21 protein-coding genes are annotated in these 23034 nt (G+C 67.3%); 11 read left to right on the plus strand and 10 right to left on the minus strand.

Features of this window, described 5'->3' with window-relative positions; translation table 11 throughout:
• Positions 1 to 593: 593 nt before the first annotated feature.
• The 5 genes from ACFVWG_RS13815 to galT all read right to left on the minus strand — a co-directional run bounded on the left by ACFVWG_RS13815 (position 594) and on the right by galT (position 5826).
• Positions 594 to 1148 carry a hypothetical protein gene (locus ACFVWG_RS13815; RefSeq protein WP_391543582.1) on the minus strand — a complete coding sequence of 185 codons (555 nt, stop codon included), beginning with the start codon at positions 1146 to 1148 and terminating at the stop codon, positions 594 to 596.
• Positions 1148 to 2644 carry an IMP dehydrogenase gene (locus ACFVWG_RS13820; protein WP_391543583.1) on the minus strand — a complete coding sequence of 499 codons (1497 nt, stop codon included), beginning with the start codon at positions 2642 to 2644 and terminating at the stop codon, positions 1148 to 1150. Before ACFVWG_RS13820 ends, ACFVWG_RS13815 begins: the two co-directional genes overlap by 1 nt.
• 94 nt (positions 2645 to 2738) lie before the next feature.
• Positions 2739 to 3539, minus strand: coding sequence for a M23 family metallopeptidase (locus ACFVWG_RS13825; protein WP_391543584.1), 801 nt, complete (start codon positions 3537 to 3539; stop codon positions 2739 to 2741).
• Between the two features lie 113 nt (positions 3540 to 3652).
• Positions 3653 to 4780: a galactokinase gene (gene galK / locus ACFVWG_RS13830; protein ID WP_391543585.1), complete on the minus strand. Its 1128-nt coding sequence runs from the start codon at positions 4778 to 4780 to the stop codon at positions 3653 to 3655.
• Positions 4777 to 5826 carry a galactose-1-phosphate uridylyltransferase gene (galT, locus tag ACFVWG_RS13835; protein ID WP_391543586.1) on the minus strand — a complete coding sequence of 350 codons (1050 nt, stop codon included), beginning with the start codon at positions 5824 to 5826 and terminating at the stop codon, positions 4777 to 4779. The genes galK and galT overlap by 4 nt, the downstream gene beginning before the upstream one ends.
• Before the next feature lie 167 nt (positions 5827 to 5993).
• Here galT and ACFVWG_RS13840 point away from each other — a divergent pair, with 167 nt between their 5' ends.
• A complete protein-coding gene (locus ACFVWG_RS13840; protein ID WP_391543588.1) occupies positions 5994 to 7316 on the plus strand; it encodes a hemolysin family protein in 1323 nt (440 codons plus the stop codon).
• Here the strand turns inward: ACFVWG_RS13840 and ACFVWG_RS13845 are convergent.
• From ACFVWG_RS13845 to ACFVWG_RS13860, 4 genes are all read right to left on the minus strand, one after another.
• The gene (locus ACFVWG_RS13845) at positions 7264 to 8520 is read right to left on the minus strand and encodes an MFS transporter (RefSeq protein ID WP_391543590.1); all 1257 of its coding nucleotides are present in this window, start codon (positions 8518 to 8520) and stop codon (positions 7264 to 7266) included. The genes ACFVWG_RS13840 and ACFVWG_RS13845 overlap by 53 nt on opposite strands.
• Positions 8517 to 9089: an ArsR/SmtB family transcription factor gene (locus tag ACFVWG_RS13850; protein WP_391543591.1), complete on the minus strand. Its 573-nt coding sequence runs from the start codon at positions 9087 to 9089 to the stop codon at positions 8517 to 8519. The genes ACFVWG_RS13845 and ACFVWG_RS13850 overlap by 4 nt, the downstream gene beginning before the upstream one ends.
• A 51-nt stretch (positions 9090 to 9140) precedes the next feature.
• Positions 9141 to 9671: an alpha/beta fold hydrolase gene (locus tag ACFVWG_RS13855; protein ID WP_391543592.1), complete on the minus strand. Its 531-nt coding sequence runs from the start codon at positions 9669 to 9671 to the stop codon at positions 9141 to 9143.
• A 79-nt stretch (positions 9672 to 9750) separates the two neighbouring features.
• Positions 9751 to 10740: an N-acetylglucosamine kinase gene (locus tag ACFVWG_RS13860; protein WP_391543593.1), complete on the minus strand. Its 990-nt coding sequence runs from the start codon at positions 10738 to 10740 to the stop codon at positions 9751 to 9753.
• Positions 10741 to 11007: 267 nt separating this feature from the next.
• Between ACFVWG_RS13860 and ACFVWG_RS13865 the strand changes: the two genes are divergently transcribed.
• The 10 genes from ACFVWG_RS13865 to ACFVWG_RS13910 all read left to right on the plus strand — a co-directional run bounded on the left by ACFVWG_RS13865 (position 11008) and on the right by ACFVWG_RS13910 (position 21625).
• Positions 11008 to 11796 (plus strand): sugar isomerase domain-containing protein, encoded by a 789-nt coding sequence (locus tag ACFVWG_RS13865; protein ID WP_391543594.1) that lies wholly within the window; start codon positions 11008 to 11010, stop codon positions 11794 to 11796.
• A 23-nt stretch (positions 11797 to 11819) separates the two neighbouring features.
• Positions 11820 to 13238, plus strand: coding sequence for an N-acetylglucosamine/diacetylchitobiose ABC transporter substrate-binding protein (ngcE, locus tag ACFVWG_RS13870; RefSeq protein WP_391543595.1), 1419 nt, complete (start codon positions 11820 to 11822; stop codon positions 13236 to 13238).
• Between the two features lie 2 nt (positions 13239 to 13240).
• Entirely contained in the window at positions 13241 to 14239 is a 999-nt protein-coding gene (locus ACFVWG_RS13875) for a carbohydrate ABC transporter permease (protein WP_391543596.1), read from the plus strand.
• The gene (locus ACFVWG_RS13880) at positions 14236 to 15123 is read left to right on the plus strand and encodes a carbohydrate ABC transporter permease (protein ID WP_391543597.1); all 888 of its coding nucleotides are present in this window, start codon (positions 14236 to 14238) and stop codon (positions 15121 to 15123) included. Before ACFVWG_RS13875 ends, ACFVWG_RS13880 begins: the two co-directional genes overlap by 4 nt.
• A gap of 71 nt (positions 15124 to 15194) precedes the next feature.
• The gene (locus tag ACFVWG_RS13885; protein ID WP_391543598.1) at positions 15195 to 16448 is read left to right on the plus strand and encodes a peptidoglycan-binding protein; all 1254 of its coding nucleotides are present in this window, start codon (positions 15195 to 15197) and stop codon (positions 16446 to 16448) included.
• A gap of 9 nt (positions 16449 to 16457) precedes the next feature.
• Complete coding sequence (ngcE, locus tag ACFVWG_RS13890) at positions 16458 to 17789, plus strand: N-acetylglucosamine/diacetylchitobiose ABC transporter substrate-binding protein (protein ID WP_391543599.1); 1332 nt, start codon at positions 16458 to 16460, stop codon at positions 17787 to 17789.
• 48 nt (positions 17790 to 17837) lie between these two features.
• Positions 17838 to 18869, plus strand: coding sequence for an iron-siderophore ABC transporter substrate-binding protein (locus ACFVWG_RS13895; RefSeq protein ID WP_391543600.1), 1032 nt, complete (start codon positions 17838 to 17840; stop codon positions 18867 to 18869).
• Between the two features lie 79 nt (positions 18870 to 18948).
• Complete coding sequence (gene trpS / locus ACFVWG_RS13900) at positions 18949 to 19998, plus strand: tryptophan--tRNA ligase (RefSeq protein ID WP_391543601.1); 1050 nt, start codon at positions 18949 to 18951, stop codon at positions 19996 to 19998.
• The gene (locus ACFVWG_RS13905) at positions 19998 to 20510 is read left to right on the plus strand and encodes a 2'-5' RNA ligase family protein (RefSeq protein ID WP_391543602.1); all 513 of its coding nucleotides are present in this window, start codon (positions 19998 to 20000) and stop codon (positions 20508 to 20510) included. The genes trpS and ACFVWG_RS13905 overlap by 1 nt, the downstream gene beginning before the upstream one ends.
• Positions 20511 to 20554: 44 nt before the next feature.
• Complete coding sequence (locus ACFVWG_RS13910) at positions 20555 to 21625, plus strand: YihY/virulence factor BrkB family protein (protein WP_391543603.1); 1071 nt, start codon at positions 20555 to 20557, stop codon at positions 21623 to 21625.
• Between the two features lie 237 nt (positions 21626 to 21862).
• Here the strand turns inward: ACFVWG_RS13910 and ACFVWG_RS13915 are convergent, their stop codons facing one another.
• The gene (locus tag ACFVWG_RS13915) at positions 21863 to 22867 is read right to left on the minus strand and encodes a D-alanyl-D-alanine carboxypeptidase family protein (protein WP_391543604.1); all 1005 of its coding nucleotides are present in this window, start codon (positions 22865 to 22867) and stop codon (positions 21863 to 21865) included.
• Positions 22868 to 23034: the final 167 nt, after the last annotated feature.

Raw genomic sequence — 23034 nt, forward strand, 5'->3', positions numbered from 1 at the left:
CGCGAGTTCCCCCGCTCCGCGCCCGCGCGCTCCTTCGTCGCATGCACGCGGCTTGCTGCACCCGGGTTGGGTGGGCGGTTGACGGGGCAGCCCGACCGAGGTGACGAGTCGCGGTCCTGGCGGTGCTCGAACTCCCTCAGCCCGTCGAAATTTGAGGGGAGATCCCCTCATTTTCCGTGCGGCGCCGACGACCCGAACCCCCGGCAACGTTCACCTCTGCGCGCCGCCTGTACCACCTGCCTCAGCCGCGGCCCGGAAGCCCAGGCAACGTTCACCTCTGGTCGCCGCCTGCACGAACTGCCCCAGCCACAGCCCGGAAGCCCAGGCAACGGGCACGTGGTCGCCGACCGCACCAATGCCCAGCCACAGCCCGGAAGCCCAGGCAACGGGCACGCGGTCGCCGAGCGCACCATCCCCCTCAGCCACAGACCTGCCCGGCCACCCTGCTTCTCAGTAAAGCGGCCGCAGCGGCGAGCAACCACCGGGTACGCCGTCGGCCGCAGTGGTTGACCACGCCAGGGGGAGATCAGTGGATGTCTACTGCCACCTAGCGGCAGTGATCATCCACAAAGGCAGGGAGGGTTCTCGCCGGCCTAGGAGTCCGGCAGCGGGCCGTGGATCTCTCCCGCACCTGACCGGATCAGGTGGGCGATCTTTTGGAGCGTTTCCAGTGGGCTGAGGGCTGAGTTGTCCAGAGGAACAGACCACGGGGAGCGTTTAGTGCGCAGCAGGCGGAGGTCGTTCATCAGGTGGGCCGGTGAGCGATCGGGGTCGGCGGCCGTTCGCCGGAGTACTGCTTCCTCTGAAGGATCCAACGAGAGGTGGAAGACCCGGCTGAGTCGGAGGAGGTCGGGGAGGACCGGATTCAGGTCGACGGCGTCGTGGATGGCGTTGCCCGCGATGAGGACGTTCTCGTAGTCCGCTCCGAAGAACGTCTCCGCCAACTGCACACATTGGCGCAGCACCAGCGCGGTCCGGGCGTCGTCGTACGGGAGGTCCCAGTGTGGGTCGACCATCAGGAACAGTTGGTCGCAGTCGATCGCGGCTGTCCGTCCCCACACCGCGAGCTTTTCGGCGTGGCTCAGCCGGAGCACGGTCGTCTTGCCCGAGCCGGCCGGTCCGGACAGGAACACGGTTCGACGGGGCATTAGGTCAGGGTTGGTGGGGCTTCTCGGAGGGTTACGTTGGCGTGGCTTTCCTGGAAGCTTTGATCCGAGACGAGCGTGATGCGGGCGGTGGACTGGAACTCCGACAGAGTGGTGGAGCCGCAGGAGACCATGGTGGTCTTGAGTTTGGCGATGGTGAGGGCGAGTCCCTCGTTGAGGTCGCCGGCGTAGGGGACGTAGCCGTCGACGCCTTCTTCGAAGATGAGGCCTTGGCCGCCCTGGCCGTAGCGTTGCCAGTTGCGGGCGCGGTTGGAGCCTTCGCCCCAGTACTCCTTGACGAAGCCGTCGCGGGTGGGCAACTTCGCACCTGCCGCCTGGTCGAAGCGGGCGAAGTAGCGGCCCATCATGACGAAGTCGGCGCCCATCGCCAGTGCCAGAGCAACGTGGTAGTCGTGGACGAGTCCGCCATCGGAGCAGATCGGTACGTAGTCGCCGGTGCGGTCGCGGAAGGCGTCCCGAGCTGCGGCGACGTCCAGTACGGCGCTGGCTTGGCCGCGGCCGATGCCCTTCTGATCGCGGGTGATGCAGATGGAGCCGCCGCCCACGCCGACCTTGACGAAGTCGGCTCCCGCCTCGGCGAGGAAGGTGAACGCGTCGCTGTCGACGACGTTTCCGCCGCCGACCGGGATCTCCGGGTAGTGCTTCTTCACCCAGCTCAGTGCTTGGGCCTGCCAGTCGCTGTACCCGTCGGAGGAGTCGAAGCACAGCACGTCGGCGCCAGCTTCCAGCAAGGCCGGGACACGCTCTTGGTAGTCGTGGGTGTTGATGCCTGCGCCCACGCGGAGGCGCTTGGCGGTGTCCACGACCTGGTTCGGGAAGCGCTTGTTGTCGGTGTAGTCGGATCGGAACACCAGATGCTGCAGGTGACCGTCAGCGCTCAGCACCGGGAGGCAGTCGAGCCGCTCGTCCCACAGACGGGCGTTGGCCTCGGAGAGCGTGATGTCGGGCCGGCCATGGGGCAGGTCGGCGATGGCGGTCATCCGGCCGCTGACCGGTCCGTCGAGCCCGTGACGTTCCGGGTGGAAGTCGCGGGAGGTGACCAGTCCGAGCAGGCGGCCGGTCGCCGTACCGTCTTCGGTGACCGCGGCGGTGCTGTGGCCGGTACGGCGCATGAGGTCTGCGAGGAGGCCCAGGGTGTCGTCAGGGCGGACGTTCGTGTCGCTGGTGACGAAGCCGGCCTTGAAGTTCTTCACCTGGCGGATCGCGGCGGTCTGGTCCTCGATCGACTGGTTGTGGTGCAGGAAGCTCAGGCCGCCGTTGCGCGCCAACGCGATCGCGAGCTCGGGCGTGCTGACAGCCTGCATGATCGCGGACGTGAACGGGGACTGCAGCTCGATCGCCGAGGCGTCTCCCGCGCGGTGCCGCACCAGCGGCGTGCGCAGATCAACCGTGGCCGGCGAGCAGTCGGTGCGGGTCCGGTTCGGCAGCAGCAGGAATTCGTTGAACGTCCTGGATACCTCGGCGACGATCTGTGCCACTTGTTTCTCCTGACCCGTCGATCGAACAGGGTGCGGTCGTGACCGGCACCCTATCGATCGCCCACACCCACCCGCCAATCCGCTCCTGCGGAGGCTACGAGTGGGCTTTCAGGGTGTATTTCGGGCCGAAGAGTTTCTGAGCCTGTTTGGGGCCGATGTTTCCGTCGGCGGCTCGCGTGTTCGGTACGCAGTGGTCGATCTGGATCTGCCACTTCGTGGCTTCGTTCTTGGTGTCGATGTCGTAGTTGCCGCTCAGCTTCAGTTCGCGGCCGTGGACGAGCTTGACGGTGTTCAGCGCGAATTGCAGGCGCTTCACGCTGTCGGAGTTCGTGACACCGAAGGACAGTTTGTCGAGGAACACCTCGCCGGACGAGAACGGCGGCACGAGGCCGGACTTCTTTGTTGTGCAGACCTGGTCCGGCGGGAAGATGCAGATGTCGTTCGCTGCTGTTCCGTTCGGGGCCTTCTCGCGGTCGCTGATGTTCGCCAGATAGTCGTAGCGGGTGGCCGCGGTTCGGTGGCCCCACATCGCAGCCATGTGCAGGTGCGGGCCGGTTGCGTGACCCGAGGAGCCGGACTCCGCGAGCTGGTCGCCGGCCTTGACCTTCTGGCCTTTCTTCACCAGCAGCTTCGGCGACAGGTGCTGATAGAGCACGGATGCTTCGCGGCCGGCGTGCGTGATCCCGAGCAGCACCCAGTTCGAAGGTGCGCCGACGACGTCCGGCTGCGGCTTGTTGGACACCCCGTCGTGACAGTCCAGTACGACGCCGTCCTGGACCGCGAAGACCGGCGTACCGATCCCGACCGGGTAGTCGAAGGCGGCGTGCTTGCCGCCCTTGGAATAGCGCCAACCGGTTCCCACCGCGAGTTTTCCGGCAGGCAAAGGCTGCACCATTGCCCCCACCCCACTTCCCCCAATTGTTCTTCCCCTTAAAGGGAAAGTACGCCGGGATGCGAGGTGTGCCCAGAGCTGGTACAGCACTCTTGCACGAACGGGCAAGAGGTCAATCAGTTGATTCGCGAAGCGCCTGCGGAGGGTGTTGCCGCGATTGCGGTGGGTGCCGTGAAACCCTTCTCCGCAAAGGCTTTCTCGATCGCGGCCAGTACGGCGTCGGCCGAATCCGAGGCGGTCAGCGCGATGATGCAACCGCCGAAACCGCCACCGGTCATCCGCGCGCCGAGAGCACCTGCGGCGAGCGCGGTGTCGACCGCCACGTCGAGCTCCGGCACGGTGATCTCGAAGTCGTCGCGCATTGATGCGTGCGAGGCGGTGAACAACGGGCCGACCTCGCGCAGCCGTCCGGCCTTCATCAACGCGATCGCGTCTTCGGTGCGCTTGATCTCGGTGACGACGTGCCGCGCCCGGCGCCGGTCGACCTCGTCGTCGAGCCGCGCCAGCGCGTCGTCCAGATCTTCAAAAGCAACTGAACGCAGAGCCGGTACGCCGAGTTGGGCCGCGGCGTGTTCACAGCTACGACGGCGTGCCGCGTACTCGCCGTCCGCGTGCCGGTGCGGTGCCTTCACATCGACCACCAGCAAGCTGAGACCGTCGGCCTCGGGATCGAACGGGATCTGGTCGAGCGAACCCGAACGGATGTCGAAGGCCAGCGCGTGACCGGCCGTGCAGCACATCGAGGCGGTCTGGTCCATCAGGCCGACCGGGGCGCCGACGTACTGGTTCTCGGCGCGCTGGGCGAGCCGGGCCACCTCGGCCGGCTCGACCTCGATGTCGGACAGACCCAGCACAGCAACAAAGGTGGCGCACAGCAGCGCGGCCGACGACGACAGACCTGCCCCGGTCGGGACGTCGGAATCGAAGAGCAGGTTCGCGCCACCGATCGGGTAGCCGGACTCGCGCAGGATCCAGGCCGCACCGGCCGGGTACGCCGCCCAGCCGTCGACCGAGTCCGGGGCCAGTTCGTCGAGGGCGAACTCGACGACCGAGTCGTGCCCGACGGATGACACCGCGAACCGGCCGTCATCGCGGGCCGAGGCATGCACCTTGACCTCGACGGGCAGGGCGATCGGGAGCACGACACCGTCGTTGTAGTCGGTGTGCTCGCCGATCAGGTTCACTCGCCCGGGAGCGCGCCAGCTGCCGTCGGGCGCCGTACCGAAGACGTCTTCGAAGCTCACGAGCGAGCCACCTTCCGCAGGGTCTCGGCCACGTCCTCCGGGCGGGTGTCGCTGATGAAGGCGCCCATCCCGGACTCCGAACCGGCCAGGTACTTGATCTTGTCGGCTGCCCGGCGGATGGACAGCACCTCGAGGTGAAGGTAGCCGAGCTCGCGGTCGATCCGGACCGGGGCCTGGTGCCAGGCGGCGATGTAGGGGAGCGGATCGCCGTACAGGCTGTCGAAGCGGTTCAGTACGTCGAGGTAGAGCTGGGCGAAGTCGTCGCGCTCACCGATCGAGAGGTCGTCGATGCCGGCCACCTGGCGGTGCGGGTACAGGTGCACCTCGACCGGCCAGCGGGCGGCCTCGGGGACGAACGCGGTCCAGTTGCCGTTCTCGGCGACGACCCGGGTGCCCTCCTTGCGCTCGGCGGCCAGGACGTCGGCGAACAGGTTGCTGCCGGCAACCTCCTGGTGCTTGCGGGCCTGCGTCATCAGGGTGCGCATCCGCGGCGGGATGAACGGGTAGCCGTAGATCTGGCCGTGCGGGTGGCTGAGCGTGACGCCGATCTCGCGGCCGCGGTTCTCGAACGGGAAGACGTACTCGATGTCGTCGCGGGCGCTGAGGTCGGCGTTCCGGTCGGCCCAGGCGTCGACGACCAGCCGGGCCTGGCCCTGGGAGAGCTGGGTGAACGAGCTGTTGTGATCGCTGGTGAAGCAGAGCACCTCGGTCCGGCCGGGACCGGCGAAGGACGGGAACCGGTTCTCGAACACGGCCACGTTGTAGTCGTGGTCGGGGATCTCGGTCGGGTTGCCCGGCTTGCTCGCACAGAGCGGGCACTGGTCGGCCGGCGGCAGGTAGGTCCGGGTGTTGCGGTGCGTCGCGAAGGTGATCACGTCACCGGTCAGCGGATCGGTCCGCAGGTCGACCTGGGGCTGCGGCGCGGGCAGGCCGCGGGTGTCCTCGAGCGGAACCCGGGCCGGCGCGTCGGCCGGGTCGTAGTAGATCAGCTCTCGGCCGTCGGACAGTCGAGCGTCCGTACGGCGTACACCACGCGGTGTCTTCATCGTGTGACCTTCCCGGCCGCAGCACACGGACGGCCAGGAATCATCGTAAACCAACAAAGTCGAACATGCATCGTGGGACCGCCCACCGCTACCCTGATGATATGGACGACGACGCCCAACGCCCGCCCTCTCGACATACACCGAGAGGGCTTTAGGAACCCGCACTCATGAACGAGACAGTTCTCAATATCGTCCTGATCCTGGTGTTCGTGCTGATCGGCGGGGTGTTCGCCGCCGCCGAGATGGCGCTGGTCTCGCTCCGCGAGTCCCAGGTCAAGGCCCTTTCGCACCGCGGCAAGCGCGGCGAGACGGTGGCCCGGGTGGCCGCCAACCCGAACCGGTTCCTGTCCGCCGTACAGATCGGCGTGACCCTGATGGGCTTCCTGTCCGCCGCCTTCGGTGGCGCGACCCTGGCTGACGCCCTCGCTCCGCACCTCCAGGATCTCGGTCTGCCCGAAGGCGTCTCCGCCACGGTCGCCCTGATCCTCATCACTGTGCTGATCTCTTACGTGTCGATCGTGCTCGGTGAGCTCGCGGCCAAGCGACTCGCGCTGCAGCGGGCCGAGACGTTCGCGCTCGGCCTGGCGCCGCTGGTGGACCGGATCGCCTCCGGCGCCCGCCCGGTGATCTGGCTGCTGTCGAAGTCCACGGACCTGGTGGTCCGGGCGCTCGGCGGCGACCCGAACGCGAACCGTGAGGTGATGTCCGACGAGGAGCTGCGCGACGTGATCTCCGCGCACGAGTCGCTCGGTGAGGAGGAGCGACGGATCGTCGACGACGTGTTCGAGGCGGGCAGCCGCCAGTTGCGCGAGCTGATGCTGCCCCGGACCGAGGTCGACTTCGTGGACGCGGAGATGCCGGCGTACAAGGCAGTGAAGTTCGCGGCCGAGCGCCCGCACTCGCGCTACCCGGTGATGAACGGTTCGGCCGACGACATCGTCGGGTTCGTGCACGTCCGGGACCTGTTCGACCCGGCGGTCGCCTCGCGCTCGGTCCGGGTCGGCGACCTGGCGCGTGAGGTGCTGATGCTGCCGGACACCGCGAAGCTGCTACCGACGCTGACCGAGATGCGCCGCCGCAGCACCCACCTCGCGATCGTCCTCGACGAGTACGGCGGTACGGCGGGCATCGTCACCCTCGAGGACCTGGTCGAGGAGCTGATCGGCGACATCAGGGACGAGTACGACGAGGAGTCACCCGAGACCACGCGGTTCCGCAGCGGCGACATGGAGGTCGACGGCCTGCTGAACCTGGACGACTTCGCGGATGAGACCGGTCTCGAGCTGCCCGACGGTCCGTACGAGACGGTCGGCGGGTTCCTCGCAGCCCAGCTCGGCAAGGTCCCCGCGGTCGGTGAGTCGGCCCAGGTCGACCATCACACGCTGACGGTGACCGAGATGGACGGCCGCCGGGTCGCCCGGGTCCGCCTGCACCAGGTCACGCAGGCAGAGGGGCAGCCGGTTCCGGACGGAGAACCCGTCGCCGACTGAGGATCACGACACCACCGACGACGTATCCAAGGCCCTGGAAGACCAGGATCGGGATGATGCCGACCGTCTCGCCGAGCAGGCCGGCGGCGGCGATGCCGATCAGCACCGTGCCACCTTCGGCGGCCATGATGGCGCCGAAGATGCGGCCGCGGGTGCCGTCGGTGGTGAGTTGCTGCAGCGTGGTCATCAGTCCGGCGACCGAGAAGGCACCGGGCAGGCCGACCAGGATCATGCAGACGAACGCCGGGATCAGGCTGTCCGAGACGAGCGGTGAGCAGAACATCGCCAGGTCGATCACGCCGAAGAAGAAGGCGCCGACACCCCACATGGTTGCCGCAGGCAACCGTGAGCCGATCGCGGCGGCGACCAGGCCGCCGACGATCCCGCCGATCGCCTGGGACGAAACGATCAGGCCGTAGGCCTTGCCGTCACCGCCCAGTTCGGTGGCGACGAACGGCGCGAAGAGCGTGCTCATGATGCCTTCGCCGAGCCCGGTCACCAAGCAGTACACGAAAAGCAGCCGCATCCCCGGGCTGCCGACGCACAGCTTCAGCCCGTCGGTCCACTCGGCGCGCAGCCGCCGGATCGCGCCACCGGCCGCCTCGACAACCTCGCGGATCCGCTCGGTCCGATGCCGTACGGCGGACAGCAGGGCAACCGCGAGCAGGAACGTCACGGCATCGGCGATCGCCAGCAGCGTCAGCCCACCGGCCGCGGTGAGCACACCACCGATCGCGGCACCGATCAATCGCGCGAGATCGCGGATCTGACTGTTCAAGGCATTCGCCGTGACGAGCTGCTTCGGCTCAACCAGGACCGGGATCAGCGATTGTTCGGCCGGTTGGAAGAACTGTTGCAAACACGCCTGCAGCAGCACAACGCCGTACACGATCCAGATGGTGCTAGCACCGCGAACCGCTAGCAGGGGAAGGAGAACGGCCGCATTCAGCACGTTCGTCACGATCATCGTCTTGCGCTGGTCCCAGCGGTCAACGAAGACGCCGGCCAGTGAGCCGAGCAGGACAGTCGGGGCGAATGAGGCCAGCAACAGGCCGCCGGAGGCCAGTGTCGATCCGGTCAGCACGTAGATCTGGAAGGCGAGGCCGGTGCGGAGTAGCCAGTCGCCGGTGAGAGAGATCAGGCCGGCGCTGAGCACCAGCCGGTAGTCGCGCTGCCGCGCGAGGACGCCCCACAAGTTCTTCATTGCACGGTGACGATCTGGGTGATGGAGACGTAGCGGCTGCCTTCGGGGCGGGTCGACTGATCGTCGATCGGGCGCTCCTCGACGTACCGCTCGACCAGACTGTTGATCTGTTGCATCAGTTCAGCCAGTTCGTCGCCGGTCAGATAGATCCCACTGCGGCCGATCCCCGCGTGGTCACGCCAGATCGGCTCCTCGTGCGGCCGCTGCCGCTGCCACTCCGCGAGCGACTCCAAAGCCCGCTCGGCCAGCAACTGCTCCAGTACGTCGGCCGCTGCGGCCCCCTCGGGAGTGCTGGTCGCATCCCGCCAGGATGTCGACGTGGACACCAACCGCCAGGGCCGCTCCCGGTTGTCCTTTCCCGGCGCGGGCTCGACGAAGTCGTACTTCGCCAACTGGCGCAGGTGATGCGAGGCCAGTGCCTGACTGATCCCCAGGTGTCGCGCCGCGTCGGCCGCGGTCATCGGGCCTTCGCGCCCGAGCAGGTTCTGCAGATCCAGCCGCACCGGATGCGCCATTGCCCGGATCGCCAACGGATCATCCAGCAGCCGCGTCCGCTTCTCCAAAGACATGCTTGGAATATGCGCCGCACTGAATCCAATGTCAAGCTGTTGCTTGGAATGTCAGCCGGTGTGGTCGCGGATCCACTCGAGGGCGGGCTCGGCCTGGTCGAGGATCGAGGTGTGGTCGGCGCCGGGATGCAGGTCGAGGGTGGCCAGTTCGATCTGGCTGGCGAGCCAGCGGCTGTTGTCAGCCGGGGCGACGCGGTCGTCGAGGCCGTGGCAGAGCAGGACCGGGGTCTGGATCGCGATCAGGATGAAGTCCGCGGGGAGCGTGCTGCCGAAGGTGACTGCGGCTTCAACGCGGTCGCCCAGGAGGGCCGCCGTACGGAGAGCGAGCGCGCCGCCCTCGGCGTGGCCCATCACGGCGAAGGTGCCGACCCCGGCCGCGTCGACGACCGCGGTCACATCGGCCGCGGTCGTCGACGGCAGGTCGCAGGAGATCCAGCGGATACCCAGCCACTCGCCGGCGTCGTACAGGGTGTCCGTCGGGACACCGAGGGTCACGACCGCGAGCCGGGCATCGTCACAGGGCGCGCTGTCATATACATGCAGCGCGCGCCCGCTCTCCAGCCGTACGTCGGTCTCGAACATGTCTTTCACACTAAGAAGGAGGAACCTGCCCAGGTGAGAGATACGTCGGACCCGACCCTTTCGGATCGACTGTCCGGCCCTAACTGACCAACCGGGTGTGGTTCTCCTGGGTCGCCAGGGCAGGATCGAGCGCGCCGAGGGCGAGCCAGGTGGCACCGCTGACGCCGTCGCGGGCGGTCAGGATCTCCCCGGCGAACTGCTCGTGAAAGGCCTCCCGCAGCAGGCGTCCGACCGGAGATTGTTCACCGGCGACACTGCCCGCGAGGATCAGCGGGGTCGTGTCCTTCGTTGTCCTGATCCGGCCGACCGTCTCAATGAGCAATTCGGCTGCGCGTTTCACCAGGGCCTGGGCGGTCCGGTCACCTTGTTCGGACGACGAGACCACCGTGCGGGCCAGTTCGGCCATCAGGACCGGTGGGCGGTTGTTCACCACCCGGATGACGTCGTTACGCACGATTTCGAAGCCGTCACGCTGCGCGAAAACGCCCGGATCGTGGTCCGGCAGCAAAGCCTGCAGGACGGATTCGCCGAGCAGGCCGAGCGGCTCCTCCAGATCGAAGGCGAGCAGCACGCTGCGCACGGCCTCGCGACCGAGCCAGAACCCGGAGCCCTCGTCGCCGAGCAGCCAGCCGTGGCCGCCCGCGGTCCGGACCAGCCGGTGCTCCTGGACTAACCCAGCGTTGCTGCCCGTGCCCGAAATCAGCACATGTCCGTCCGGTTCCGGCGTACCGGATGCGAAAGCGACCTCCAGATCGCCGATGAACTCCGCCTCGACCGACAGTCCGGCACCGGACCAGGCCGCGTCGAACTGCGCCTTCACCTCCGGTATGGCGAGGGCCGAGCCGCCCGCGGCCCCGATCACGGCGGCCTCGACGCGGGCCGGGTCGACCCCGGTCAGCGCGGTGTGAAGGGCCTGGCCGAAGTTGGCCGCGGCGGTCGTCGGGTGGCTGGTCGGGTTTCCGCCGGCAGCGGCCCCGCGGCCGACTACGTTGCCCTCAGAGTCGGCGATCACGATCCGGGTGGAGGTACCGCCGAGGTCACCACCCAGGACCAGGGTCGACGCTGGCATCAAGACCACTGAGTCCGCAGGTTCCGGCAGCGGGCGTTCTACCGACATACGCAATGCTCCAAACTGCTCAAAAGGGATCGTAATGAACACCTATGGACAAGGTCACACAACGGTCCCGATCTGGGGGTCGTAGCGGGATGCGCCTTGACTTTAGCTGCCACTTGAGAAAAGTTCTGTCCAGCAAACCGCAAACTTGCGCAGTTGTCGGCATGAAAAGAGCATCACAGCGTGTCGCGGCACAGAGAGAACCGAGGGGTGGGGCCGAACATGGCCAGCAGTGACCAGGCCGGGTCCGGGGAGAACACCGGCGTCAGCGCGCAGAACTTTGTTCACGCCCTGACCCCGATCCTCGCCGCCGTGACCGCGCAGATCGACGGCCCGATCCAGCAGGCGGCCGATCTGTTCGCCACCTCCCTGCGGGCGAACGGCGTCATCCAGGCCTTCGGGTCCGGTCACTCCGAGGCCCTCGCGATGGAGATCGCGGGCCGCGCCGGTGGGCTGATCGCGACCAACCGGATCGCGCTGCGGGACCTTGTCCTGCTGGGCGGCGAACCGGCCGAGCTACTGCGCAGCGCCGAGCTGGAGCGCGACCCGTCGTACAGCCGCAAGCTCTACGAACTCTCCGCCGCCCGCGCGGGCGACCTGTTCGTGATCGCCTCCAACTCCGGCGTGAACGGCTCGATCGTCGAGCTCGCCAGGGTGGTCAAGGAGCACGGTCACCCGCTGATCGCGATCACCTCGCTGCAGCACACCGCCGGCGTGGACTCGCGGCACCCGTCCGGCAAGAAACTCATCGACTTCGCGGACGTCGTCCTGGACAACCAGGCTCCGTACGGCGATTCCGTGCTGGACCTGCCCGGGGGTGGCAAGGTCTGTGCCGTGTCTTCCATCACGGCGGCGCTGATTGCGCAGATGCTGGTCGCAGAAACCTTGCGCCGGCTCACCGAGGCAGGCCAGACCCCTCCGGTCTACCTGTCGGCAAACATCCCGGGCGGCGACGAGCACAATCACGCCCTCGAAGCACAGTACGCCGGCCGGATCCGGCGTACTGCCTGAAACACTCTCGGAAGGCGGGACCCATGACCACTCCCAACCCCCTGTCGCGGCGGCTGTTCCTGCAGCGCGCGGCGGTCGGCACCCTGCTGGCCACTGGCGGCAGCACGCTGCTGGCCGCATGTGCCGCCGGTGGTGGCGACGACAAGACCGGCACCAGTAGTGGCGCCGACAAGTCGGCCGACAACCCGTTCGGCCTGGCCGACAAGGCGACCGTCGAGGCCATCATCTTCAACGGTGGCTACGGCTACGACTACGTGCAGTTCGCGGCCGACATCGCGCAGAAGAAGTGGGCCGGCTCGGCGTTCAAGGTCGCCCCGTCGACCCAGATCGCCCAGCAGCTGCAGCCGCGCTTCGTCGGTGGCAACCCGCCGGACCTGATCGACAACTCCGGCGCGAACCAGATCGGCTTCAACACGATCCTGGACCAGCTGGCCCCGCTGGACGACGTCTTCGAGGCGAACAACTACGAGGGCACGAAGATCGCCGACACCCTGTACCCGGGTGCCAAGATCCCGGGCACCTTCGACGGCAAGTTCGTCGCGATGAACTACGTGCTCACCCTCTACGGCCTGTGGTACTCCGACAGCCTGTTCAAGGAGAACGGCTGGGAGCCGCCGAAGACCTACGACGCCCTGCTCGACCTGGGCGCCAAGGCCAAGGCCAAGGGCAAGTACCTGTTCGTCTGGGGCAAGGAAGCCGCGACCTACTACCACACGATGGCCGTCGACGGCGCCATCAAGGAGGGTGGTGACGAGGTCCGGCTGGCGCTGGAGAACCTCAAGGAGAACTGCTGGTCGATGCCGCAGTTCCAGGGCATCTTCAAGGCCCTGGAGACGATGGTCAAGAACGGCTACTTCGTTCCGGGCGGCGCCGGTACCCAGTTCACCGCCGCGCAGGCGAAGTGGAGCAACGACCAGCAGGCCATCCTCTACCCCTCGGGCTCGTGGATCGAGAACGAGATGAAGAAGGCCACCAAGGACGGCTTCAACATGAAGGGCATCCCGGAGCCGACGCTCACCGAGAGCCCGAAGCTGCCGTACGAGGCGCTGCGCAGCGCGGCCGGCGAGCCGTTCATCATCCCGGCCAAGGGCAAGAACGTTGCCGGCGGCAAGGAACTCCTGCGGGCGATGCTGTCCAAGGAGGCGGCGACCAACTTCGCCAAGACGCGGCTGGCGCCGACGATCGTCAAGGGCCTGGTGCCCGCCGACGGTTTCGGTTCGACCGCGCTGCAGTCGCAGTCCGCGATGCTGGATGCCGCCGGCACCAACATCTTCGACTACCAGGTCTTCGGCCTGTACGGCATGAACACCGACCAGCTCGTGGTCTGGAACTCGTTCCTGTCCGGCCAGGCGGACGCGGCGGCCCTCACCAAGGGCCTGCAGCAGATCACCGACAAGGTGCGTAACGACAGCTCCGTCAAGAAGATCCCGGTCACCAAGTGACCATGACGCAAGAGGCCGTGCCGGGAGGCGGACCGAAAAGGTCCGTCCCCCGGCGTCGCCGGCCGTTGACCTTCGACCGCGTCAGCTTCATGGTCGTGTTCCTCGGCCTGCCGCTGGCGGTCTTCGTGATCTTCGTGGTCTCGCCGTTCGTGCAGGCCCTGTGGTACTCGCTGACCGACTGGTCCGGCTTCTCCTCGGGGATGAACTTCGTCGGCTTCGACAACTACGTGAAGCTGTTCCACGACGACATCTTCCTCAAGGCCGTTCGCAACAACGTGCTGCTGGCGATCGTCGTACCGATCGTCACGATCGTGCTGTCGCTGACCCTGGCGACCCTCGTCACGATCGGCGGCTCGGGGACGGGCACCATCCGCGGGCTGCGGAACGCGGGCTTCTACCGGATCATCTCGTTCTTCCCGTACGTGATCCCGGCGATCGTGATCGGTCTGATCTGGGCCCAGGTGTTCACCCCCAGCTCGGGCATCCTGGACGCGGTGCTGTCGAAGATCGGGCTGCACGGGTTCGAGAACTACGCCTGGCTCGGGGATGCCCGGACCGCGATGCCGGCCTCGATGTTCGTGATGATCTGGGGTGCCGTCGGTTTCTACATGGTGCTGTTCATCGCCGCCATCCGGGGCATCGACCCCGAGGTGTTCGAGGCAGCCCGGATCGACGGGGCCGGCCGGTTCCGGACCGCGATCTCGCTGACCGTGCCGCTGATCCGCGACAACGTGCAGACGGCGTACGTCTACCTCGGCATCGCCGCCCTCGACGCCTTCGTCTACATGCAGGCGCTGAACCCCGGCGGTGGGCCGCAGAACTCGACCCTGGTCATGCCCCAGCAGCTGTTCACCACGGCCTTCAGCAAGGGACAGTTCGGTTACTCGACGGCGATGGGCGTGGTCCTGGCCGCGGTGACGATGCTGTTCGCGCTCGTGGTCTTCACGGTGAACGCCCTGACCGGCGGACGTGACCAGCGGAAAGTAAAGGTACGACCATGACGACAACCACCGCCGAACGGGCCGACGTCGTGGCCCGGGTCCCCTCCCGGCGGCCCAAGGAAGGCCGCGGGGTGGCGACCACCGCCCACATCGCGCTGATCCTGTGGTCGCTGCTGGTCATCCTGCCGCTGGTGTGGACGCTGCTGTCCTCGTTCAAGTCGACGCAGGAGGTGCTGGGCAACCCGCTGGCACTACCGTCCAAGCTGCACTTCGAGAACTACTCCAACGCCTGGACGACGGCCGGGATCGGCCGCTACTTCTTCAACACGGTGATCGTCGTCGGTACCGCACTGGTGCTGGTCATGGTCCTGGGCGCCATGTGCGCCTACGTGCTGGCCAGGTTCACGTTCCCCGGCAACCGGCTGATCTACTACTCCATGCTGGCCGGTCTGACCTTCCCGGTCTTCCTGGCGATCGTGCCGCTGTTCTTCGTGCTGAAGAACCTCTCGCTGCTGAACACCCTGCCCGGGCTGATCATCACCTACGTCGCGTTCGCGCTGCCGTTCACCGTGTTCTTCCTGCACAGCTTCTTCAAGGCGCTGCCGGGCGAGATCTACGAAGCGGCGCAGATCGACGGCGCCGGCGAGTGGCGCACGTTCTTCTCGGTGATGCTGCCGATGGCGCGCCCGGGCATGGCCTCGGTCGCCATCTTCAACTTCCTGGGTCTGTGGAACCAGTTCCTGCTCCCGGTGGCCCTGAACACCGACTCGAACAACTACGTGCTCTCCCAGGGCATGGCCTCGTTCGCGTCGCAGGCCGGTTACGCGGTCGACTTCGGTGCCCTGTTCGCGGCCGTGATCATCACGGTGGCGCCGGTCCTGGTGGTCTACATCATCTTCCAGCGTCAGCTGCAGGTCTCCGTCACCCAGGGCGGCGTGAAGTAGTAATACCGCGGTGAGATCCCGGTGAAACGGTCAGGCACAAGACTGGTGTGCCTGACCGAACGGGGGTTCCGGTGGACTACGAACGCGATCTACGCGCCCAGCCGACACCTGCGGCCCGCCGTCCTGACGACGGTGGCCCCGATCACCCGATGCTCGACCTCCAACGCAAGGCCGGCAACCGCGCTGTCAGCACCTTGGAGAACGACGCCGGCCGGCCCGGCCGTCGCCCGAACCTGGGCCTGGGCGACAAAGGTGCTGCCGTGATGGTCCTGCAGCAACTGCTGAGCAGCCAGGGCGTCCCGCTGCCCGTCGACGGCGACTTCAACGCCACCACCGAAGCAGCCGTCATCGCCTTCCAGATGCGCCACCCCGAACTGGGAGCCGCCACCGGCGGCGTAGGAGCCGGCACGTGGGCCGCCCTCGACCAGGGTGTCGCCCAAGCTCCAGCAGCCGTCGAACCCGCAGCGACGCCGGCGGCCGTCGATGGCCGGCCTGCCGAGGGCGCGCCGCTGACCGATCCGGGTGCGCCCGCCACGCGCCCGTCGACGATCAATCCACCCGGCGTCACAACGTCGTCCAACCTGATACTCCAGGTCGAGACGCGCTGGGTGGAGGAGCACGTAGGAACCTGGCCGGCCTGGGCGGGGGCCGCCGTGATGGCGTTGCCAAGGTACGTGTTACGGATTCTGGCCAACGGCAATGTGGTCGGCCTGACGGTGCAGGCGGTCGCGCTGGCCAACGAGATGGTCGAGTCGGGGGAGTGGGACGCTCTCAAGGCTGCCGGCAAGCCGCCGTACCTGACCTGGGCGCTGAGATGCGGATTGAACGCGACCCCGGTACCGGCGCTGTCCGACCTCCTGGCGCCGGAGATCACGGACCTGGCGCGCCGCGTCCTGGCGAACTATCCGCACGCGGGGCCGACTTTCGAGCACTACTTGGCGGGAAGCGGCACACCGAAGACCTACTCGATGCAGGAATTCCACGACCAGTCGTCGTTCAAGTCGGTGGTGCACGACTACACGCCGCTGGACGGCACGCCCTACATCACCACCTACAACGCCAAAGGTGGCGGTGCCGACTGGGAGTACACCTTCGGTGAGATCGACTACCTCTGTATCCAGTTGGTCGACAAGAGCGATCCGGCCCGAGCGAAGGTGCGGGTCACCCTCAACGATCCGTACCAGTGGCACCCGGACGAGCTGCGGGTCTCGGTGCCGATCCACCTGGCGCTGGAGGTGATGAAGCAGCACGGCGCCAAAGAGTTCATGCAGTACGACGACGGCAAGCTGGTGGTGACCGACCTCTCCGACCGGTTGAAGCATTAGTCTGCCGGGGTGCTGAAACGGCGGACGGTTCTTCAGGGAGCGCTCGCCGGCGCCGTATTGAGCGGATGCTCGACGGGTACGCCGGAGAGCGCTCCTACTGCTGCCAGCCCGGGGGCGTTGCCGCTCGAGGTGGTGGCCGGGGCCGAGTACGGCGGGTTCGCGGCGGCGGCGTACCGGAAGAAGTATCCGGGGTCGATGGTCTCGTCGGCGGTGGTGCCGCAGTTGCGGGACAAGGTGCTGCCGCGGTTCCAGGCCGGTGGGCCGCCGGACGTCGTACTGAATGTCGGCGACAAGACGCTGGATGTCGGGCGGTTGGTGGCACAGGGGCAGGTCGCGGACCTGCGGGCTGTGCTGGACGGGCCGGCGTGGGACAACCCGAAGGCGAAGGTCGCGGACTCGATCCTGCCCGGGATGCTGGACTTCGGCCGGTACGACGGGACGCAGCGGACGATCAACTACGTCGCGACTGTTTACGGGCTGTGGTATTCGGCGACGCTGTTCCAGCGGCATGGTTGGGATGTGCCGCGGACGTGGCCGGAGTTGGTTGCCCTCGGCACCGAAATGAAGGGTGCCGGGTTAGGTGCGTTGGTGCACCCCGGCACGCATCCGTACTACCTGCTCGAGCTGATCCTCACGCTGGCCGCGAAGACCGGCGGGCACGACGTGGTGAAGCGGATCGACAATCTCGAGGACGGCGCCTGGCGGGACAGCAGTCTGGTCCGGGCGATCTCGGCGATCGGGGACCTGGTCAAGCGCGGGCTGATCGCGCCCGGCAGCGCGAAGTACGACCACATCACTGCCCAGAAACGCTTCCTGGCAAGCAAAGCCGGGATGCTGCCGTGCGGCAACTGGCTCGAGAACGAGATGAAGCCGTTGGTGCCGAAGACCTTCGCGCTGACCATGTTCGGCGTACCGGCGCTGGACGGCTCGGCCGCGTTGCCGCGCGGGCTGCATGTGGCCGCGACCTCGCCGTACCTGGTGGCTGAGAAGGGCAAGAACAAGGCTGGTGGGCTGGAATTTCTGCGGGCCGCGTTGTCGACGGATGTCGCCGCGCAGGTCACCACGGAGGCCAACCAGCTCACGATCGTGCGGGGTGCGGCCGATGGCCTCGAGGTCGGTACGGCGTTGCGCTCCGCTCGCGATCTCCTTGGTGCAGCGGGCGATCAGGCGATCACGTGGTACTTCGACAGCTGGTATCCCGCGTTCGCGACCGCCGCGGCGGAGGCGACGGCCGAGTTCCTGGCCGGCGGCGTACCGGTGAGCGACTGGACCGGCAGGATCCAGGCGGCGGCCGATGAGCTGAAGAAGGACAAGGCAGTCACCAAATATCACCGTGCGTGAGTAGGTTAGGTTAGGGCAACCTAAAACATTCACCCCTGTGAGGCCCCGATGCGCAACCTGCTGCGTCCGCTCGTGCTGCTCGTCGTCCCCCTGCTCGCCTTGTCCGCCTGTGGTGCCGACACCAAGGACGCCCCGGCCGCTGGGCAGTCCCAGGGCTCGGCGGAGGCCGGTGCGTTCCCCGTCACGATCAAGAACAAGTGGGGCGACGCGGTCATCAAGGAGGCGCCGAAGCGCGTCGTGGCGGTTGGCCTGGTCGAGCAGGACGCGCTGCTCGCGTTGGGCGTCGTACCGGTTGGAACCACCGAGTGGTTCGGCGACAAGCCGGGGGCGCTGTTCCCATGGGCGAAGGCGAAGCTCGGCAGCGGCGCGTTGCCGACGGTGCTGAGTGACAAGGACGGCATCCAGTTCGAGAAGGTCGCGGCGCTCGCGCCGGACCTGATCATCGGCCTGTACTCCGGGATCACGGCCGACGACTACAAGAAGCTCACCGCGATCGCTCCGACCGTGGCGCAGCCGGCCGACGGCGGCGCGGACTACAGCGTCACCTGGCAGACCGTCACGAAGACGGTCGGGCAGGCGGTCGGCAAGCCGAAGGCCGCCGATGAGCTCGTCGCCGGTGTCGAGAAGCAGTTCGAGGCCGCGCGCGCCGCACACCCCGAGTTCAAGGGCAAAACCGCGCTGATGGCCTCGCCGTACGAGGGCTACTTCGTCTACGGGCCGCAGGACCCGCGCGAGAAGGTGCTCACCGACCTCGGGTTCGTGCTGCCGCCCGAGGTGGGCAAGGTGATCGGTGACAAGTTCGGCGCCAACATCAGTGCCGAGAAGATCTCGCTGCTCGACCAGCAGGTCGTGGTCTGGTTCCCGCCCAAGGACGGCACGGCCAAGCTGAAGGCCGATCCGCTGCTGAAGAACCTCAAGGTCCGCACCGAGGCGCGCGACATCTTCATCGAGGAGAACTACGACGACGACCTGTACGGCGCGACCAGCTTCGTCTCGGTGCTGAGCCTGCCGATCGTCCTCGACAAGCTCGTCCCCAAGCTCGCCGCCGCCGTCGACGGCAACCCCGCCACCAACGCCTGATCAAACATCATTCATGGGTTATGACCCCCGGAGGTGACCCGGTGTGAACAAGGACCGGGACGCTGGCAGAATCGGGGGTATGTCCCTCGCTGCGCCTGACCCCTCCGCAGCCGGAACCGAGCGGCGCCCCCGGGTGCTGTCCGGGATCCAGCCGACGGCGGACTCCTTCCACTTCGGCAACTACCTCGGGGCGGTGCGGCAGTGGGTGGCGCTGCAGGACGACCACGAGGCGTTCTACTGCGTGGTCGATCTGCACGCGATCACCGTGGAGTACGAGCCGAAGGCGCTGCGGGAGCGGACCCGGCGTTCGGTCGCGCAGCTGCTGGCGGCCGGGATCGACCCGGAGCGGTCGACGCTGTTCGTCCAGTCGCACGTGCCGGAGCACGCGCAGCTGGGCTGGGTGCTGGGGTGCATCACGGGGTTCGGTGAAGCGAGCCGGATGACGCAGTTCAAGGACAAGTCCGCCAAGGGTGGCGCCGAGCGCGCGACGGTCGGCCTGTTCACCTACCCGATCCTGCAGGCCGCGGACATCCTGATCTACCAGGCCGACCGCGTTCCGGTCGGCGAGGACCAGCGCCAGCACCTGGAGCTGACCCGCGACCTGGCCGGGCGCTTCAACCACCGGTTCGGCAAGACCTTCCGGCTGCCCGAGCCGTACATCGTCAAGGAGACCGCGAAGATCTCCGACCTGCAGGACCCGACCGCGAAGATGAGCAAGTCGTCGTCCTCGCCGGCCGGCATCATCGACCTGCTCGACGACCCGAAGGTGAGCGCGAAGAAGATCCGCTCCGCGGTCACCGACTCCGGTCGCGACGTGATCTTCGACCCGGAGAACAAGGCCGGGGTCGCCAACCTGCTGACCATCTACTCGGCGCTGACCGGCAAGAAGATCAGCGAGCTCGAGGACGAGTACGCCGGTCGTGGGTACGGCGACTTCAAGAAGGACCTGGCCGAGGTCGTGGTCGAGTTCGTCACGCCGTTCCGTGAGAAGACGCTGGCCTATCTCGACGACAAGGCGCAGCTGGACGCGATCCTGGGCGCCGGCGCCGAGCGGGCGCGGGAGGTCACCTCGCGGACGCTGACCCGCGTCTACGACAGGCTCGGCTTCGTTCCTGCGGCGGTTCGATAGTGGCGACCATCGGGGTCGCGATCCCGATCGCGGAACCCTTCGGCTCGGAGCTGCAGAAGCACCGCGCCGAGTTCGGCGACCCGATGGCCGCCTCGATCCCGACCCACGTGACGCTGCTGCCGCCGACCGAGATCGACGACGACGCATTGGCGGCGATCGACGAGCACCTGCTCGCGGTGGCCGCGCGGTTCCCGAGCTTCCGGATCCGGCTCCGCGGTACGGCGACCTTCCGGCCGATCTCGCCGGTGGTGTTCGTGCCGCTGGCCGAGGGCATCTCGTCGTGTGAGGTGCTGCAGTCGCAGGTCCGGTCAGGGCCGCTAGCGGTGGATCTGCGCTTCCCGTACCACCCGCACGTCACGGTCGCTCACGACCTCGACAAGGACGCGCTCGACCGCGCGTACGACACGTTGTCGGAGTACGACTGCGCGTTCGACGTGACAGCGTTCGACCGTTACGAGCACGGCGCGGACGGCGTGTGGCGGCCGCAGCGCTCGTTCCCCCTGGCAGGCTGAGACTCCTTCCCCTGGGGCTGAATACTTTTGGGTACGGGAGCTTCATGAACATCAAGGCGATCTGGGCGCGGTTCGCGCGGACGCAGCTCTGGCGCGCCTGGCAGCGGTACGGCGATCGCCGGGGTAACCGGTTGGCCGGGGCAACGAGTTTCTTCGGCTTCCTGTCGTTGTTCCCGCTGATCGTGCTGGCCGCCGCCGTCACCGGCCCGCTGCTCGGTCATTCGGCGGTGCAGGCGCTCAAGGACGGCTTGAAGAAGAACCTCCCGGGTGTCGGCGACAAGATCGACATCGATGCGCTGATCGCCAACGCGGGCACGATCGGGCTGATCTCCGGGATCTCGCTGCTGTTCACCGGTCTCGGCTGGATCGACTCCCTGCGCGCCTCGATCCGGTCCATGCACGAGCTCGACGACCAGCCGGGGAACGCGATCCAGCTCAAGCTCGCCGACCTCGGCGCGCTGATCGGCCTCGGCGTGATCGGTGCCGTCGGCACCGGTGCGTCCTCGATCCTCACCGGCCTGTCGAAGCGGATCGTCGCCGCGGCCGACCTGGACGGCACCTGGCTGGCGAACTGGGGTCTCGACCTGATCAGTCTCGTCCTCGGAATCTCGGCCGGTGCGCTGCTCTTCCTCTACCTGCAGACCGCGCTGCCGCGGATCATCCTGCCCCGCAAGGTGATGCTGATCGCGGCCGTTGCCGGTGGCATCGTGTTCTACCTGGCCCAGAAGCTCGGCAACGTGTACGTGACCCACGTGCTCGGTTCCAATGCGGCGTACGGCGCTCTGGCCCTTCCGCTCGCGTTGCTGGTCTGGATCTACCTGATGACCCGGGTCATCATGCTGATCGCCGCCTGGACCAAGGAAGCCACCCTGGACGCGATGGCTCGCGAGGCCGACGACACCGCCCGTCTCCGCATCGCCGAGGCCCCGCTCCCGGCTGGCATGTCGGTCGAGGAGCCGCTCCTGCTCGGTCCACCCGGCAAGCGCTACAAGGTCGTCCCCATCCCGCAGAAGAAGGCCGACACAGTAGCCGTCACCGCCGGCGCCGTACTAGGAGTCGCCGCCACGACAATCGCCGTACAACTCACCAAAGCCCTCCGCTCCACCCGCCGCTAACCCCGCTAACGTCCGAAAACCCGGAGACGGGCTCTCCGGTCTTTCGGACGTTAGCGAGGTGGCGGGGTTAACGTCCGAAGGTCCGGAGACGGGCTCTCCGGTCTTTCGGACGTTAGCGAGGTGGTGGGGTTAGCGTCCGAAGGTCCGCAGTGCGTGGTCGGCGTGTTTTCGGACGTTAGCGAGGAGACGGATTAACGTCCGAAGGTCCGCAGTATGTGGTTGGCGTGTTTTCGGACGTTAGTGGCGGCGTCGGCGGGGGCGGCGGAGGAACAGGCCGAGGAGGAGGACCGGGGGCGCGGCCCAGAACCAGACCGGCGTGCTCACGAAGAGCGAGTTGACCGTGTGGAGCTCAGGTGCCGCCGTACGGCGGGCGGGTGGAATCGCACCGGCCGCCTGCGGCTTGCCGTCCGACGTACCGCTGGCTTCCTTCGGCGGGTCCGCCGGCTTGACCAGGGTGCCGACCGGGCTGAGCTTGTCGTAGTTCTGGAACGACCAGGTGAGCAGATTGCTGGCGTCCTCGGTGATGCCGTGCGGGGCGTTCATCATCGTCACGACCAGGGTGTGGCCGTTCCGCTTCGCCGCTCCGATGAACGTGTTCCGGGCGAGCGTGGTGTACCCGGTCTTCACGCCCAGCGCGCCGTCGTACTTGAAGAGCAGTTTGTTCTGGTTCGCCACCTGATAGGTGCCCTTGGTGGTCATCGGAAAGTTCGTGAACTTCGTCGACGCGTACTTCGCGAAGTCTGCTCGCGCGAGCCCGGACTGGGCGAAGAGCGCCAGGTCGTAGGCGCTGGAGAACTGCCCGTCCGCGTCGAGGCCGGTCGGGTCGGTGACGTGCGTGTCGAGCGCGCCGATCTCCTTGGCCTTCGCGTTCATCCGCTGGATGGTCGCGTCGACGCCGCCTTCGTCATGCATGCAGAGCGCGTGGACGGCGTCGTTCCCGGACGCCAGGAACATGCCTTCGAACAGCAGGTTGACCGTGTACTTGAGCCCGGGGGACACACCGACCTTGCTGCCGATGATCTGGGCGTCGCCGTCGGTCCCGATCACCTGGTCGGTCTTCTTCAGCCGGGGGAGCAGCACGAGCGCGGTCAGCGTCTTGAGCGTGCTGGCCGGCCGCAGCTTCGCGTGCGGCGCCTTCGCGGCGAGTACCTCGCCGGTCTCGAGGTCGGCGACGACGTACGAGGACGCCTGGACGGCCGGCGGCGTCGCCCCCGTGGCGACTACCGTCGGCTTTGCCGTCATCAGCGCGCCCCCGACCGGTCCTTGCTCGGCGGCGGTCGCTGTCAGCGGCTGCGGGGACAACAACGCCGGGGGGGTGACAGAGGGCGGAGAAAAAAAAACCAGTGGGAAACCACAAACACCCAAAAAAAAAAAAATACCTCCCGGGCCGTTCCTCCCCGGCCCACTTC

Source organism: Kribbella sp. NPDC058245 (genome assembly GCF_042882005.1).
Lineage (GTDB): Bacteria > Actinomycetota > Actinomycetes > Propionibacteriales > Kribbellaceae > Kribbella.

What these genes read in the sequence shown, in the direction of transcription:
- ACFVWG_RS13895 (WP_391543600.1), top strand. Translation starts at nt 17,838, where the DNA reads ATGCGCAACCTGCTGCGTCCGCTCGTGCTGCTCGTCGTCCCCCTGCTC.
- ACFVWG_RS13860 (WP_391543593.1), bottom strand. Translation starts at nt 10,740, where the DNA reads ATGCCAGCGTCGACCCTGGTCCTGGGTGGTGACCTCGGCGGTACCTCC.
- ACFVWG_RS13910 (WP_391543603.1), top strand. Translation starts at nt 20,555, where the DNA reads ATGAACATCAAGGCGATCTGGGCGCGGTTCGCGCGGACGCAGCTCTGG.
- ACFVWG_RS13875 (WP_391543596.1), top strand. Translation starts at nt 13,241, where the DNA reads ATGACGCAAGAGGCCGTGCCGGGAGGCGGACCGAAAAGGTCCGTCCCC.
- ACFVWG_RS13850 (WP_391543591.1), bottom strand. Translation starts at nt 9,089, where the DNA reads ATGTCTTTGGAGAAGCGGACGCGGCTGCTGGATGATCCGTTGGCGATC.
- ACFVWG_RS13815 (WP_391543582.1), bottom strand. Translation starts at nt 1,148, where the DNA reads ATGCCCCGTCGAACCGTGTTCCTGTCCGGACCGGCCGGCTCGGGCAAG.
- ACFVWG_RS13880 (WP_391543597.1), top strand. Translation starts at nt 14,236, where the DNA reads ATGACGACAACCACCGCCGAACGGGCCGACGTCGTGGCCCGGGTCCCC.
- ACFVWG_RS13845 (WP_391543590.1), bottom strand. Translation starts at nt 8,520, where the DNA reads ATGAAGAACTTGTGGGGCGTCCTCGCGCGGCAGCGCGACTACCGGCTG.
- ACFVWG_RS13840 (WP_391543588.1), top strand. Translation starts at nt 5,994, where the DNA reads ATGAACGAGACAGTTCTCAATATCGTCCTGATCCTGGTGTTCGTGCTG.
- ACFVWG_RS13855 (WP_391543592.1), bottom strand. Translation starts at nt 9,671, where the DNA reads ATGTTCGAGACCGACGTACGGCTGGAGAGCGGGCGCGCGCTGCATGTA.
- ACFVWG_RS13865 (WP_391543594.1), top strand. Translation starts at nt 11,008, where the DNA reads ATGGCCAGCAGTGACCAGGCCGGGTCCGGGGAGAACACCGGCGTCAGC.
- ACFVWG_RS13825 (WP_391543584.1), bottom strand. Translation starts at nt 3,539, where the DNA reads ATGGTGCAGCCTTTGCCTGCCGGAAAACTCGCGGTGGGAACCGGTTGG.
- ACFVWG_RS13915 (WP_391543604.1), bottom strand. Translation starts at nt 22,867, where the DNA reads ATGACGGCAAAGCCGACGGTAGTCGCCACGGGGGCGACGCCGCCGGCC.
- ngcE (WP_391543595.1), top strand. Translation starts at nt 11,820, where the DNA reads ATGACCACTCCCAACCCCCTGTCGCGGCGGCTGTTCCTGCAGCGCGCG.
- galT (WP_391543586.1), bottom strand. Translation starts at nt 5,826, where the DNA reads ATGAAGACACCGCGTGGTGTACGCCGTACGGACGCTCGACTGTCCGAC.
- trpS (WP_391543601.1), top strand. Translation starts at nt 18,949, where the DNA reads ATGTCCCTCGCTGCGCCTGACCCCTCCGCAGCCGGAACCGAGCGGCGC.